This window comes from Candidatus Sororendozoicomonas aggregata, assembly GCF_031528575.1.
Lineage (GTDB): Bacteria > Pseudomonadota > Gammaproteobacteria > Pseudomonadales > Endozoicomonadaceae > Endonucleibacter > Endonucleibacter aggregata.
On record NZ_JAVLSP010000028.1, the window covers coordinates 26,861 to 40,116 of the forward strand.

General features: G+C 44.4%; 10 protein-coding genes, 1 rRNA gene and 1 pseudogene. 6 read left to right on the top strand and 6 right to left on the bottom strand.

The window, feature by feature from the left end; genetic code table 11:
• The first annotated feature begins 492 nt into the window (after positions 1 to 492).
• From V4C51_RS07520 to V4C51_RS07530, 3 genes are all read left to right on the top strand, one after another.
• The gene (locus V4C51_RS07520) at positions 493 to 1,656 is read left to right on the top strand and encodes a hypothetical protein (RefSeq protein WP_330925531.1); all 1,164 of its coding nucleotides are present in this window, start codon (positions 493 to 495) and stop codon (positions 1,654 to 1,656) included.
• Positions 1,657 to 2,126: 470 nt separating this feature from the next.
• Positions 2,127 to 2,831 carry a hypothetical protein gene (locus V4C51_RS07525; protein ID WP_330925532.1) on the top strand — a complete coding sequence of 235 codons (705 nt, stop codon included), beginning with the start codon at positions 2,127 to 2,129 and terminating at the stop codon, positions 2,829 to 2,831.
• Between the two features lie 214 nt (positions 2,832 to 3,045).
• Positions 3,046 to 3,528, top strand: coding sequence for a DUF2780 domain-containing protein (locus tag V4C51_RS07530; protein ID WP_330925533.1), 483 nt, complete (start codon positions 3,046 to 3,048; stop codon positions 3,526 to 3,528).
• A gap of 29 nt (positions 3,529 to 3,557) precedes the next feature.
• Here V4C51_RS07530 and V4C51_RS07535 read toward each other — a convergent pair.
• From V4C51_RS07535 to aceK, 3 genes and pseudogenes are all read right to left on the bottom strand, one after another.
• Positions 3,558 to 3,788, bottom strand: a pseudogene (locus V4C51_RS07535) (ATP-binding protein); the annotation flags it as partial.
• A 3-nt stretch (positions 3,789 to 3,791) separates the two neighbouring features.
• Positions 3,792 to 4,457, bottom strand: coding sequence for a transglycosylase SLT domain-containing protein (locus tag V4C51_RS07540; RefSeq protein WP_330925534.1), 666 nt, complete (start codon positions 4,455 to 4,457; stop codon positions 3,792 to 3,794).
• A gap of 247 nt (positions 4,458 to 4,704) precedes the next feature.
• A complete protein-coding gene (gene aceK / locus V4C51_RS07545) occupies positions 4,705 to 6,429 on the bottom strand; it encodes a bifunctional isocitrate dehydrogenase kinase/phosphatase (RefSeq protein WP_330925535.1) in 1,725 nt (574 codons plus the stop codon).
• 134 nt (positions 6,430 to 6,563) lie between these two features.
• On the opposite strand from aceK, the gene V4C51_RS07550 reads away from it, so the two are divergent.
• On the top strand, positions 6,564 to 6,959 hold the full coding sequence (locus tag V4C51_RS07550; RefSeq protein WP_330925536.1) for a hypothetical protein: 396 nt from the start codon (positions 6,564 to 6,566) through the stop codon (positions 6,957 to 6,959).
• A gap of 69 nt (positions 6,960 to 7,028) precedes the next feature.
• Here V4C51_RS07550 and uppS read toward each other — a convergent pair whose 3' ends face one another.
• On the bottom strand, positions 7,029 to 7,775 hold the full coding sequence (gene uppS, locus V4C51_RS07555; RefSeq protein WP_330925537.1) for a polyprenyl diphosphate synthase: 747 nt from the start codon (positions 7,773 to 7,775) through the stop codon (positions 7,029 to 7,031).
• A gap of 948 nt (positions 7,776 to 8,723) precedes the next feature.
• Between uppS and V4C51_RS07560 the strand changes: the two genes are divergently transcribed.
• Positions 8,724 to 9,944, top strand: a complete 1,221-nt coding sequence (locus tag V4C51_RS07560) for a saccharopine dehydrogenase family protein (protein ID WP_330925538.1) — start codon at positions 8,724 to 8,726, stop codon at positions 9,942 to 9,944.
• Between the two features lie 354 nt (positions 9,945 to 10,298).
• Here V4C51_RS07560 and V4C51_RS07565 read toward each other — a convergent pair whose 3' ends face one another.
• A complete protein-coding gene (locus V4C51_RS07565; protein ID WP_330925539.1) occupies positions 10,299 to 10,853 on the bottom strand; it encodes a hypothetical protein in 555 nt (184 codons plus the stop codon).
• Positions 10,854 to 11,549: 696 nt separating this feature from the next.
• Here V4C51_RS07565 and V4C51_RS07570 point away from each other — a divergent pair.
• Positions 11,550 to 12,497, top strand: a complete 948-nt coding sequence (locus tag V4C51_RS07570) for a PDC sensor domain-containing protein (RefSeq protein ID WP_330925540.1) — start codon at positions 11,550 to 11,552, stop codon at positions 12,495 to 12,497.
• Positions 12,498 to 12,870: 373 nt separating this feature from the next.
• Here the strand turns inward: V4C51_RS07570 and rrf are convergent.
• Positions 12,871 to 12,986 (bottom strand): 5S ribosomal RNA (gene rrf, locus V4C51_RS07575).
• Positions 12,987 to 13,256 lie beyond the last annotated feature (270 nt).

Consider the following 13,256-nt stretch of genomic DNA (forward strand, 5'->3'; position numbering starts at 1 on the left):
AGGCATGACAGTGACATCATCCGCCCACAGGCTCACGGCAACCAATCACTGCAAGCAAAACACGAAAAAACGGTTTATCTTCAGCGTCTGTCTTTTTTCTCAGGGGCTCCGAACGCCCTTTCTTTTGGGCATTTTCTCACACTTTAATGCACTATTAATGCACTAAAAGCAGTCTTCCCCCCCCCTACAAACTCCCTTGGCATTATTTATCCCAATGGGGTGTGAGAACCCAACCAGCTCAAGAAGCCTTTCATAAATAACCAGGCTAAAACGACACGGCATGCTATCCTCAGTGTCAAAAAGCCTCAGAAGGCGAAGGCTAACGTGTTCCTCTGAGCAACGTTTTTAATGGCTCAGGGTTAACCGTGAAGAATAAAAAAATCATGGACACTTATCAGCGATTCAGTCACTCCGGCGCTATTGCCACATATCGCCGCATGTCACTGCATAATAAAAAGTGTCCGTAATTCTGAACAGAAGGATGAGTAGACGATGAGACGTGCCAGTTTTTTTATTGCTTTTTTTATGTTTGCTGATGGTTATTGCTATGATCTTTATAACGAAACCCTTCAGTTTATTGAGGTCAATAATTATAACAACGACGTAGTTGATCACATTAAAAAAACCAATGATCTTTTTGGTACTATAGAAGTCTTTAAACCATTTAATCTTGCCTGCGAGCTCATTGCGATGAAATCAGGCAGTGTAAAATATAATTATGACTCAATTGTTTTATATAACACAGCATCTTTTTATTTACTGAAAACGTCATTTATTGGAGAAGAATTCGTTTCCATACCGACTCCCAGACTTGAAAAGGCCCGCAAAAAATATGAAAAATCAAAAAAACATACTGCTAATTCAACTAGAATTAAAGAAGAAGCAAAGGAGTCGTATGGTAAAATATATGTTGCTTATACAGAAAACAAAATCAGTACTGAAAAGTTCATCTATCTGTCATTGATTTACCCACTGCTATTTCCTATCGCCTCTAGTTTTGTTAACGAAAATTGGAGCGCTCATGCTATCGTTACTTATTTTCTGGAAGAATCATCTTACTATGGCCTGGGAGACTGGCTTAGTCTTACTGACCCTTTAGTGTTTAGCTATCTTCTTATGGTATGCGATACCGATGGTGACGACTTCTCTCGATCTACTTTAATGATTTCCCTCAATAACGCAATACGGGAAAGTGATGAAATGGACCCCGGAGATTCTGCCACTGCATCGGATACAGGTAAGTCGTTGCCTGGGTCGTCCCTTGAAAGACTGTCTGATCACATATGGAAATATATCCTTCTTCGGTCAGTTGATGATAACACTCAGATCGCAAAATGGTTATCTCAGAATTTTAAAACGGCTTTTCCACAGATGATTGCCTGTCGGGATGAACATGAATTTTTACATTGGTTGAAAGGGACGGGGATAGAAAATATACAATGGGATATTACCTATGAAGTGCCTCCCTTAAGAAAGGACATCAAAAGTATAAAGCATTGCACCCTTGAAACAAAAGGAAAAAGAGTATTACAAAAAATCAGAAAACTCACTAACGCCTTCCCGGGTAAAAAAGGCAGTCCCGAACATTTGATGCTAGTAAAACAGTACGAAATGATACTTAATAAAATTAGAGAAGGCGTGGGCGCTGATCAGTAGATCAAGCTCTATTCGGGTATGAAATTGATAGGCTAAAATAACGTCACGTTACCCATCGTTTGGTGGCATTGATGAAAATAGTGATTTCCTGCAACTACCCGAAGCTGCTCCCCCTTAATAAATACAAACCAGTAAAAGTCAATGAGTCCTGTGTGATGGGAGGATAAGAAGCCTGCCTTAAAGGTCATATGAACCCAAAAACACAACTATGTGCTGACGTGCTGACATGCTTGCTCAGCATGATCTTGTTGCCAGTGAATAATCAGTACCCCGATTGGTGAAGAGCGCTGCATTCACGTAAGTTAACACACGTCCAATTGATCGAGAATTTACCGACAAATGGGTCTATTAACACAATACTCGAACAGAGCCATACCATCTCTTGAGGTCACGTTAGTATACTGATGATATAATGAATAAAAAAATACGAGTGACACATTTCACTGTGTTAACAAGTCGAGCAATAACGTATGAAAGACGAAAGACGAAAGACGTGTAATGTAGAACAAACAGCTTTTATTGTAGATGACCTGAGACAAAACCAGATAAAATGCAGCCCGCCAAAATTTGAATTCGCCACCACGGTGAGTTGGCTTACCGTTATGAATAAGATCATGAATAATGGCGTTGAGCGGAAACATTCTATCCCTGCAGATAGAATGATGCTTATTCTTCACCGGCTTCCGGCTGAGTTATTCACGAGTGGTCATTTCCTGAGACCCTTTCCAAAAATGGGCGAACACGATTTCGAACTCGGGTCCGGGAATATTGTTGATAATCCGCTCCCACTTCAAACGCTCGCCTTTTTGGGGATGATGGGTGTCGAGCGTACCGTGAACCTGCTCTCTAGTTGCCCCCCTAAAGAGGCCTTCCTGAAAGCAATAGATGCTAATTCTGGTGGAGGTGGTGCTTCAAAAGCGTATATATACTCTTTCATGGAAGAGGACTTTTTCTGCGCTTGCTTTGGGATATATACGACGTTTTTTGGTGATACTTATATCTTTTCCCCAGTCTCAGGTGAATATTTTTTTGACAGTGAAGCATGCCGTCCTAGAGAATTCTCTGATAGAGTGGAAATGATATGTAATAATTTATCTAAAAAACATGCGAATGCTTTGTGCGATATCAGGGAAGTTATATTTAAGGAAAAGGCTGATCGATCAAAAATGTATTAAAATATTCCATTTAACAAGCCAAACTCTATTTACTCTCTCTGTCAGTAGATCTTCCCCATGAAGCCGAGCCAAGAGCCTGTCGGACTTAAGACAATAATCAATTCAGGCAGGGCACTGAAAAATTGTCTATCTTCAGAGCTTGGCTTTTTTTCTCAGGTATCTTATGACTCCCTTTATCTTCAGGCATCTCCTCACGCCTTCATGTATTGTTTTCATGCTTTCGGTCTTTCCGGGCTGTAGTAAAATCCCGTATTTTTCACAAACCCAGCCTCAAACCATCATTGACAAAAGCAGTCTGCCCCTCACCCTTACAAATTCCCTTGGCATCACTTATGGCCAGGCTGTAGGTGGCGCAGGTGTCCTGTTGAATGTAGCGGCCAATATGCTGTCCAGCACGGACTATACAAAAGTCATAGCTGCGATCCCGAACGCCAATAGCTTATTGAGCGCTGTGCCAGCACTGGGCAAAAAAAGCACCAGCACTTCAGGGCTTTCCAACGCATACAGTTACTTAACCGAACAATTCCAACGTCTCGGATTAAGTAACAGTATGATCAACGAAATGGATTCTGTACTGATTGAATACCTACGGGATGTAAGTAGTACCGAGGTATCGCAACTATTCCAGTTAGCGCTAAGATCTACCATCGCCCATTCTACCGGCTCGCTGATGAGTACTGTGTCACTATTGCCTTGACCGCTACCACCAAGCCCCTTTTCATTTTTCAGGCTAACCCCTGAACCCTGTATGTTTGCAACGGCTTTTACCAGGGACAGGCCCAGACCAAATCCCTGCTCATTTCGACGCTTATCCAGCCGGTACAAACGTCGAAAGACATTGTCACGTTCTTCGTCTGGGATGCCCGGCCCCCAAGAGCCTGTCGGACTTATGCTTTCTCGCGCTTTCTGGATTTTAGGCCGAAACTGCCTTAAGTCCGACAGGCTCCTGGTCGGCAATACTCACCGAATTCTCAGTGATAGTCCGCGTTTGTCGATAAACTTGCTTTTGCGCGCACCTTTTTTAATAGGGGACACCTGGCAGCGTTTCAGTTGCTTTTTATAAGCATTTGCCTGTGCGGCGACACCGCGCGCATAATGTAAAATGGCCTTTTTCTTTTTATGCGTTCGTTTGTTAAAACCAACGTGTCCTTCGTGGTAAGCCAGGTAGAGATTGTAACTATCATTTTTGCGGATGCCGCACTGACGAGTACTTCGGTTGTTATACCAACCAATAAAATGAACACAATCTTCAAAGTTATCCCGACGAGCCCCGCGCTTGCCAGTATGCTTACAATACTGACTCCAGGTAGCATCCAATGCCTGAGCAAAGCCATAAGCCGACGATAAGTATTTTTTCTGCTTCCGGCCTTTAGCGGCGCGCAACGGCCTGGCATTGTGCTTAAACCCCGACTCTCCCTGAATAATAGCCAGAAGAATGTGGGGCGATGTGCCCCAGCGTTGAGCCGCAGCCTGAGCCAAACGGTACCATTGCGGCTTTCTTTTAATCAGCGCACAAATATCATGTGTATTTTTTGGTGGCAGGGTTTTTATTTTAGGTGGCTGCGCACTACATCCCACCAACAAGCCTATACACAGTAGAAACCGGATACCCTGAATAAAAACCATACAACCACGCCACACTAACCCGGATATTTCATAAACTGCCCTGAGAATTGCGCAGAGCCTTGCGGCTCTAAGGGATTTTGTGAAGGAGCGCCGTACCGGGGAGTACGGTCGACTGAGCAAAACTCCCTTAGAGCCACAAGGAGCAAGCAAGGCCAGGAGCATGTTTATGAAATATCCGGGCTAACATCACCTGCTAAAACCTAGCGTGGATTCAGTTATTTTACCTGAAGAGACTGTATAAAATTTGTTACGCAGTTGCTGTCATAAACCGGCGTGAACGGCGATAAGGAAAAACATTCATCACTTTCCCTTTGAGAATTTCATCCTGCACCCCCTGCCAATAACGTGCGGTGAATAAGTCACCGTGCAACTGTCTGAACTGTTGTCGAATACGCGCGTCAGGAAATAAAAAGACCGGGAATTCCTCCGGGAAAATGTCGTTTTCCCCAACTGAATACCAAGGCTCGGCTGCCAATTCCTGTTCTGGATAAAGGGGTTCTGGAATATCCCTGAAGCAACACTCTGTGAGATAACTGATTTCATCGTAATCATAAAACACCACCCGACCATGGCGGGTGACACCAAAGTTTTTCAGGAGCATATCGCCAGGGAAAATATTGGCTGCTGCCAATTGTTTGATAGCGTTGCCATATTCGTCCAGAACATCATACAACGCTTTCTCTGAAGCCGAAGAAACATACAAGTTCAACGGTATCATACGTCGCTCACAATATAAGTGATGAATCAACACTGTGTCATCACTGACCTCAATGGCAGAAGGAGCCACAGACAACAGTTCGTCCAGCAAATCCTTTGAAAAACGTTCACGTGGCAATGCCAAATTAGAAAACTCCTGAGTATCAGCCATGCGCCCGACACGATCATGGGTTTTTACCAGATAGTAGCGGTCTTTCACTCGCTCTTTGGTGATATCCTTTGGCGGAGAAAAATGGTCTTTGATTATTTTAAAAACATAGTCAAGGGACGGCAGGGTAAACACAGCCATAACCATTCCCCGCACCCCTGGCGCCACTTCAAATTTGTCGGAAGAATACGCCATATGCTCGAGAAAATCCCGGTGAAATACCGTTTTTCCGTGTTTATAAAAACCAATGGAGCTGTAAATTTCCCAGCGGGGTTTTTCTGGCAATAACGTATGAAGGAATTCAATGCATTCCGACGGATTACGGGCATCCACCATAAAATAGGCACGGGTAAAACTGAACAGGATACTGACATCATCGTTATCGTACAAAATCGTATCGACGTATAAACTCCCTCGTTCATTATTTAATACTGGCAACACAAACGGTTGAATACTTTCTTTTGAGATAACGCGCCCCACCAGGTACGCGCCTTTATTCCGGTAGAACACCCACTTGAGAATATCAACCCTCATACACGTGTCAGGCGACGCCTCTGGTAGAGCATCCTTAAGTGTCACAATAATATTGCGCACATCCCGCCGCTGGTTAGCCCAGGGAAGCTCAAAGGCAAAGTCAGCCATCATCCTCCCCACCAAGGCAACAGGGTTGCCATGAAATTGATAGGAGCGGTAGATACCCCTCGGACTGTGAACGGAAAAGCCCTCAAACTCTGAGTTAATAAAGCATTCGCTATTACACGCCAGGTGATGATGGAAAAGTTTGCGATAAACAGAATTATAAAAGGTTTCTGCCAGTTCAGGATCTGTTCGGTAAGAAATCAGGTCAATATACACCATTCTGGCTTCGGCCCAATGCTCACGCTCACGAAAATGCCCTCCAGTGTGCGCATCCAGAAGTTCCATTACATCTCTGATGGCACGACTGTATAGATTAATCCTGTCAGATGCCGCCTCCTGAGCGCCACTCCAGTCAGCATTGAGAAAGCGGTCCCTCGCTCCAAGGGTAATATCGGTAAACTGCGTACGGTAATCGCCAAACCCTTGCAAAATAACTCTGGCAATCTGACGTGCTGTTTTGCCACTCATGGAAGCCCCTATGCAACTCTATAGCAATTGTTTTCAATACTTTTTTATTCAATTTTTCAGGAAATTATGAAGCGGCGCCAATAAAACGACAACCCACGTTTTCCTTGAACACCCTGATATGGATAATAAGTGTTTTGGTACCATTGATTTATGATTATCTTTTTAAAAGCTGGCATGACTTTTCCTATAGGGAGCTGACCCAACAACATAACAGTTTCACGTCCAAATTGCTGATTAAGACTAAGCGTTCAGAGTCATTTTTGCCCAACTACCGCAGTGAGCCTGAGTATCTTTTCGCCAGAAATTTTCACGTATATTCCACAATCGAGGAGCCTGCCCGCAACACTGCCCGCAACAAAGAGTATGAGAAAAAGCAGATGAAAATCCGCTTTTGTAAAAACAATAGCGGACGATTAAACGAACAAAATCAACTTGCTAGGAGCCTGACCGAGAATAGCGCCCGTAGCGAGGATTACGAGAAATTGAGGATAAAAATTTCTGCTTCTGAGGATAATAGTGGGGCTATTTGACGAAGAAGCAGGAATTTTTAGACCAATTTATCGCAACCGCAGTAGGGTAGTCTATTCTCGGACAGGCTCCTAGGAAACAACTTGCTCAGACGTTTTCCCAAAACGCCGCTCTCGCTGTCGGAAAATCTGGATAGCCTTACCCAGATCAGCAGGCCCAAAATCAGGCCAGAGAGTATCGGTAAAATAGAACTCACTGTACGCACACTGCCAGAGCAGGAAGTTACTGATACGCTGCTCACCACTAGTGCGAATCATCAAGTCTACCGGCGGCATGCCCTGTGTACATAGCCCCAACTCAATCTGCTGCTCGCTGATGTCATCTACCTTCATTTCACCCATTTTAACCTTGATGGCCAACTGCCTGCAGGCTTGCATAATATCCCACTGACCACCGTAGTTTACTGCAATACATAACGTCATAGCCTGGCATTGAGCAGTCAACGTCTCTGCCTCGTCAATAGCCTGTTGAATGTTATTGCTCAGGCGGCTACGCTCACCGACCACTTTCAGACGAATATTATACTTTTTGAGCTTTCTGGCCTCCTGCTTTAATGACAGGTGTAATAACGACATCAACCCTTTTACCTCGTCCTCTGGCCGGTTCCAGTTTTCACTGGAAAAGGCAAACAAAGTCAGATAGCGAACTCCCTGCTCACGACTATAACGGATCACCTCTCTTACTGCGTTGGTCGCCGCCCTGTGGCCTGATAATTTTGGCAAAAACCGACTTTTTGCCCAGCGATTGTTTCCATCCATAATAATGGCAATATGCTCAGGCAGTGCTGCAGATGGTGAAGGGTTATTCGGCGTAGTCATAAAGTAGAGAAAGTCTGAGGAATGAAAAAGGTCTCACAATTGAGTATAAAGAGGTATTCACAAGGGAACAATACCTGTCAAAATCAACGGCCTGGATAAACAATGTTCTGCCAGCCAAAAACGCGTATAACCCTGAATTTAGCCGTTGAATGCCGTTTTACCCATAAGTAATAAGGCTCCCAGCACCTCGAGATCGGCCAGTCATTTAATTCAGGATGATAGTATTTTAGTCGATAAAGTATAGTCGTTCAGACTTGAACCGGCGCCCTGATGGGCGAACCCGTTATCCAGAGAGTTCATCCACCGGAACGACGTGGCCTGGGTGATCTGAAGAACTATTTCAGAACCACTGTCTCTCAAAAATGAAAGTAAATGCCCGGTGGAATTTCCCTGACTCAAACAGCTACAATGGATTGGATTGACATGACTTTATCAATCAAAAGGATAAAAAAAAAGCCCCCTTCAGGTCAACTGAGCAGGGGGCTGTTTTAATGCTACATCCTTCTAACGGATTAGCATCCATGCATGCTCTATCGATAGTATCTTGAACCTTGCGTCCTTATAATTTTTGTTTTCATCGCATCCTTGCAAGATGCTATCGATAAAACCAGACCAGGCACTTCCCTCTCCCTTTTTTATTTTATTACGTCCGTGTAATGCTCCATCCATAGAGCCTACTGCCTGATTTGTACTTATATTAAATGCATAGTACGTGCCAACTTTGTAAACCCCGTGAATTCCAGTAAAAAGGATAAAACAGACAATATAGTGCGAGATAGCGCGAGATAGCGCGGGTATTTGGGAAATAAGGCTGTCACGAACAGAAACACTTCTACGTATAAACTACGCATTTATACTTATTACTGCTTTTACACCTTTCCTGTTGCCAGCCGCGTGGTGTCTTCTTCACAATACAGAGTTTCCTTGTCACGATAAAAAGAGTCCCTTATGTCCAACCATCAGTACACAATGATTATCTTTGGCGCTACCAGTTTTGTGGGAAAAATCCTGACACGCTACCTTTTAGAAACCCTTGGCACTGAAAGTGACACACCGTGGGCTATTGCCGGGCGCAACCAAAAAAAACTGGATACCTTAAAAGAGCAGCTCGGTCCGCCAGCAAAAAACCTTGTTACCTTTACCGCTGATGCACACAATGAAGCCTCACTGACTGAACTGTGTAACAACACCCGTGTGATTATTTCTACTGTCGGTCCTTATGCTCTTTACGGTGAACCACTGGTAAAAGCCTGTGCACAGTCCGGTACAGACTACTGTGACCTTGCTGGTGAGGTGCCATGGATTCACGCCATGATCGATAAATATGAACCCATTGCCCAACAATCAGGTGCCCGTATTGTTAACGCCTGTGGCTTTGACTCCATTCCCTCTGATATGGGTGTCTACCATTTACAGCAAGCTGCGCAGCAAGCCTTCGGAAAACCTTGCACGACGGTAAAAATGCGGGTAAAAACACTCAAGGGCGGATTTTCCGGCGGGACGGTTGCCAGCATCATCAATTCTGTTAAAGCGGCGACAAACAGCGCGTCCCTTCGTCAATTGTTAAAAGACCCATTTTCACTGTGCCCAAAAGGGCATAGTTTCAGCGCTGTGCAATTTAACGTACAGAGTCCCCGGTATGATACAGATTTCAGCACCTGGACAGCCCCTTTTATTATGGCCGGTATCAATACCCGTATTGTCCACCGCACCAATGCGCTCCTCAATAAGCAGTACGGAGAGGCCTTCAAATATGACGAAGCGATCATCACAGGTGATGGCAGCAAAGGGAAAAAACGTGCACTGTTTCTTACCCTGGGTTTAAAAAGCTTACTGGTGGGCGCTGTTCTTAAACCCACTCGCTGGGCCATGACATCATGGCTTTTGCCTAAACCCGGAGAAGGCCCTTCCCAGCGTGAACAAGACAATGGTCGATACGAACTATTATTTCATGGCACCACCGATAACGGGCATTTTCTGAAAACCCGCGTGACCGGAGATAAAGACCCAGGCTATGGCTCCACGGCAAAAATGCTCGGACAAGCAGCGCTTGCAATAACCACATCGAAAAAACGCGGAGGATTCTGGACCCCTTCAACAGCATTTGATTTGGCATTTATTGACCAGCTCACCAATAGTGCGGGCCTGACATTTGAGGTAGAAACTTAGAAGCAGTCTTAAAAGTCTGCCCGTAGCGAGGACTGCGAGAAATGGAGGATAAAAAGTCGCTTTTGTGAGGAGAATAGCGGGACTATTTGACGAACGAAAGCGGCTTTTTAGACCCATTTATCGTAGCCGTAGTAGGAGCATGACTTTTAAGACTGCTTCTTAGCATTGTAGTTCAGTAGTTTAATGTTGTTTTTCCCTTCAGAAACAAAGATCCCAGCAAATTAAAAGCGGTCAATTACCCAATTCACCCGTAGCGCTATGCAGTGAGTGGCTTTTTCTCACTGCATGCTCTTGCTCTTTGATACACTGTTTGGCATCCATGGTCAGACCAGCGGGACGATGTAAATTTGTCTTTTATCCTGACAGCACTGAACTGCGACACATACTTCTTAACACAGCCATCGCTTTGTCAACGTCCACTTGGGTTTCATTGTGCACCTCAGGCGGCAAATCAGGCATCTTTGCGCTTTCAATGGTTCTCAGGCTCTTACCGCTTATGGTCATGCCATTGACCAAAACCACCTTGCCTAACGTCGTTAATGTTATGTCCCTGGTTTCAGAGTCCTCCAACCATATTTTCTCATGATTAAAAAAACCACTGACAGAATAAGTACGTGTTGTATGTGACAGCTTGACAGAATCCCCCTGGCGTAACTCTCCATCCCAGGAAGAGGGCCGTTGGAAAATAGCTACCGGGGGAGGCAGTTTTCTCAGTCGCATAAACGGCCTTGGTAGCACCACACTATTAATATCGAGACAATCAAACTGTTCCAGACTATCCGATCCCCATTCCTGATTACCTTCATCAAAACAAGGGCGATAGCAAAAGCCACTGAACCCTTTGTCATCATGAACAACAAAACAAAGCACTTCAGGAAGCTTTCTCCATAGTTTTTCATGAATGCTCATTATTATTATCCCTCGCTACCTGTCATCTTATTGCAACCCCATTCTCATATTCCATTGAAAAACATGAGCCTGCTTTCATTAGTAGTAGCACATACTGTCAAAACACTATAGATCTTATACCAACGGCGTATCTAAGTTTACAGTAAAGTCCGAAAGACAAACCCTGCTCCAATATACAGCACCACCGCATTCACTGCACTATCACTGCACTATCACTGCACTATGGACACCCACTGTTTATATGGATGACCAAAGCCTTAATTTGTCAATGATCTACCCTTGTTTTTTACTGGCCTGATGACCATCGCTATCAGCTATACCCAAATAATTCCAATCTTCTATACGACGGAAAATCAGTTAAACTCCAAGGCTGCAAAGCTGCAAAGAGTAAGTAAATGGGGTAAACGAACATCTCCAACAAAATCGCCGTCTGAAAGGCGACGGGTATATCTCATAAAAAACCACTGCTCTTAGTGATCGCCATCACTGCTATTTATACATTTCTAATGCTTTTCTTATAGTCTTCAAAAGTAACTAACTCGATAAAAAAATAGATTTCTGGTCTACTTTTTGCATAACCTTGAATTCACCAGTTGAACACCGTTTTCCCCATGAGGAATAAGGGTCTCAGCAAGTTAAAAGCAATCAACTAACGAATTCAGGATTATAAAAACTGTCGTTTTGTTTGGAACCACCATGAACTACCTCAGCGTTATTGAGCGGTATAACGAATATCAAGATGCAATTCATGAGTTAATGGCATCTATAGTGACCGGCATCTTTGACGAAAAGTTACTGGAAGATGAGTGCGCCCTTTCACGTGCCATGACCTGGCTTTCCAAAAAGTATCCTTTTGTAGAACTCATATTTACCCTTGATGCTAATGGCGTCCAAACCAGCCAGAATATTGCCCCTTCCTTTTTTTCCAACAATATCTCTAGTACCGGTCAAGGTGTTGAACGTCACCAAAGGCCGTATTATAAGTTAGCACAAGACAGTGATAGCGTCGTTGTCACACCACCTTATTTATCCACCTCCAGCCAGCATTTGTGCATCTCTGCCGCATTACGCTGTACACATGACAATGGCAGCACCAAAGGGTTCCTGATCATAGATATTACCCTTGCACAGGCTATCGAGTTTTTAATGGGGGATCGGCAGCGCAAAAAATTCCACCCTCTGTTTATTTCAATCTACAGCTTCATTGTCCTTGGTCTTTTTGCGGTGGTAGGGATTTTGTTGTTCTCAGCCGGAAGCAGTATTTATGCGATGCTGCAGAACCCTTCTGCCCCTGACTTTCATCTTCAGCCCTTTGGCATCATCATCTATCTAACGCTGGCACTGGCCATCTTCGACCTCGGAAAAACAACGCTTGAAGAAGAGGTACTGATGCACAAAGATATTTTCCGTCACAGCTCCACACGACGAACCATTACTCGATTTATTTCTGCAATACTCATAGCCGTTTCCATTGAGTCACTTTTATTGATGTTTAAATCTGTCCTGGTATCACCGGAGTATTTAACCAAAGCCGTAGCAATGATGGTAGCTGCAGTAGGATTACTGGTTGGATTAGGTATCTATGTATATTTAGGATCAAAAGCAGAAGCTATTTTGAAGCAGTCAACGCTCAAATTCAAATAATCGAAAACTCATGGCCCCTTCTGATGTTGCATATATTTTCTTATTTTCCATAAAAAAACCTGACCGAATAAACGATCAGGGCTTTGCAGCCTTGAGCGAACTCAAGGTAAATAATGTGCCTGGCGATGACCTACTCTCACAGGCCGGGAAACCTCTCGCTCCCCTACCATCGACGATATGCCGTTTCACTGCTGAGCGCCCACGGCGATAAAGCGCGGATGGGATCAGCTGTGTTTTAAATTAGTGCCTGGCGATGACCTACTCTCACAGGCCGGGAAACCTCTCGCTCCCCTACCATCGACGATATGCCGTTTCACTGCTGAGCGCCCACGGCGGTAAAGCGCGGATGGGATCAGCTGTGTTTTAAATTAGTGCCTGGCGATGACCTACTCTCACATGGGGAAACCCCACACTACCATCGGCGATATGTCGTTTCACTGCTGAGTTCGGGATGGGATCAGGTGGTGCCAACATTCTATGGTCGCCAGGCGAAACTGGTGCAGAAGATCGCTCTCCTGCCTGGAATCCAAAATTATCTTAAACCGTATTCTTGCACGACACTCTACGCATATGGCTGTCTCTAGTCTCTAGTCTCTAGTCTCTAGTCTCTAGTCTCTAGTCTCTAGTCTCTAGTCTCTAGTCTCTAGTCTCTAGTCTCTAGTCTCTAGTCTCTAGTAAACCAGATCGCTTTGGCGTTATATGGTCAAGCCGCACGAGTCATTAGTATTGGTTAGCTCAATGCCTCACAGCACTTACACA

Bases quoted from the DNA above. Each gene is read 5' to 3' on its own strand.
- V4C51_RS07540 (WP_330925534.1), bottom strand. From the start codon at position 4,457: ATGGTTTTTATTCAGGGTATCCGGTTTCTACTGTGTATAGGCTTGTTG.
- V4C51_RS07570 (WP_330925540.1), top strand. From the start codon at position 11,550: ATGAACTACCTCAGCGTTATTGAGCGGTATAACGAATATCAAGATGCA.
- uppS (WP_330925537.1), bottom strand. From the start codon at position 7,775: ATGACTACGCCGAATAACCCTTCACCATCTGCAGCACTGCCTGAGCAT.
- V4C51_RS07525 (WP_330925532.1), top strand. From the start codon at position 2,127: ATGAAAGACGAAAGACGAAAGACGTGTAATGTAGAACAAACAGCTTTT.
- V4C51_RS07520 (WP_330925531.1), top strand. From the start codon at position 493: ATGAGACGTGCCAGTTTTTTTATTGCTTTTTTTATGTTTGCTGATGGT.
- aceK (WP_330925535.1), bottom strand. From the start codon at position 6,429: ATGAGTGGCAAAACAGCACGTCAGATTGCCAGAGTTATTTTGCAAGGG.
- V4C51_RS07565 (WP_330925539.1), bottom strand. From the start codon at position 10,853: ATGAGCATTCATGAAAAACTATGGAGAAAGCTTCCTGAAGTGCTTTGT.
- V4C51_RS07530 (WP_330925533.1), top strand. From the start codon at position 3,046: ATGCTTTCGGTCTTTCCGGGCTGTAGTAAAATCCCGTATTTTTCACAA.
- V4C51_RS07560 (WP_330925538.1), top strand. From the start codon at position 8,724: ATGTCCAACCATCAGTACACAATGATTATCTTTGGCGCTACCAGTTTT.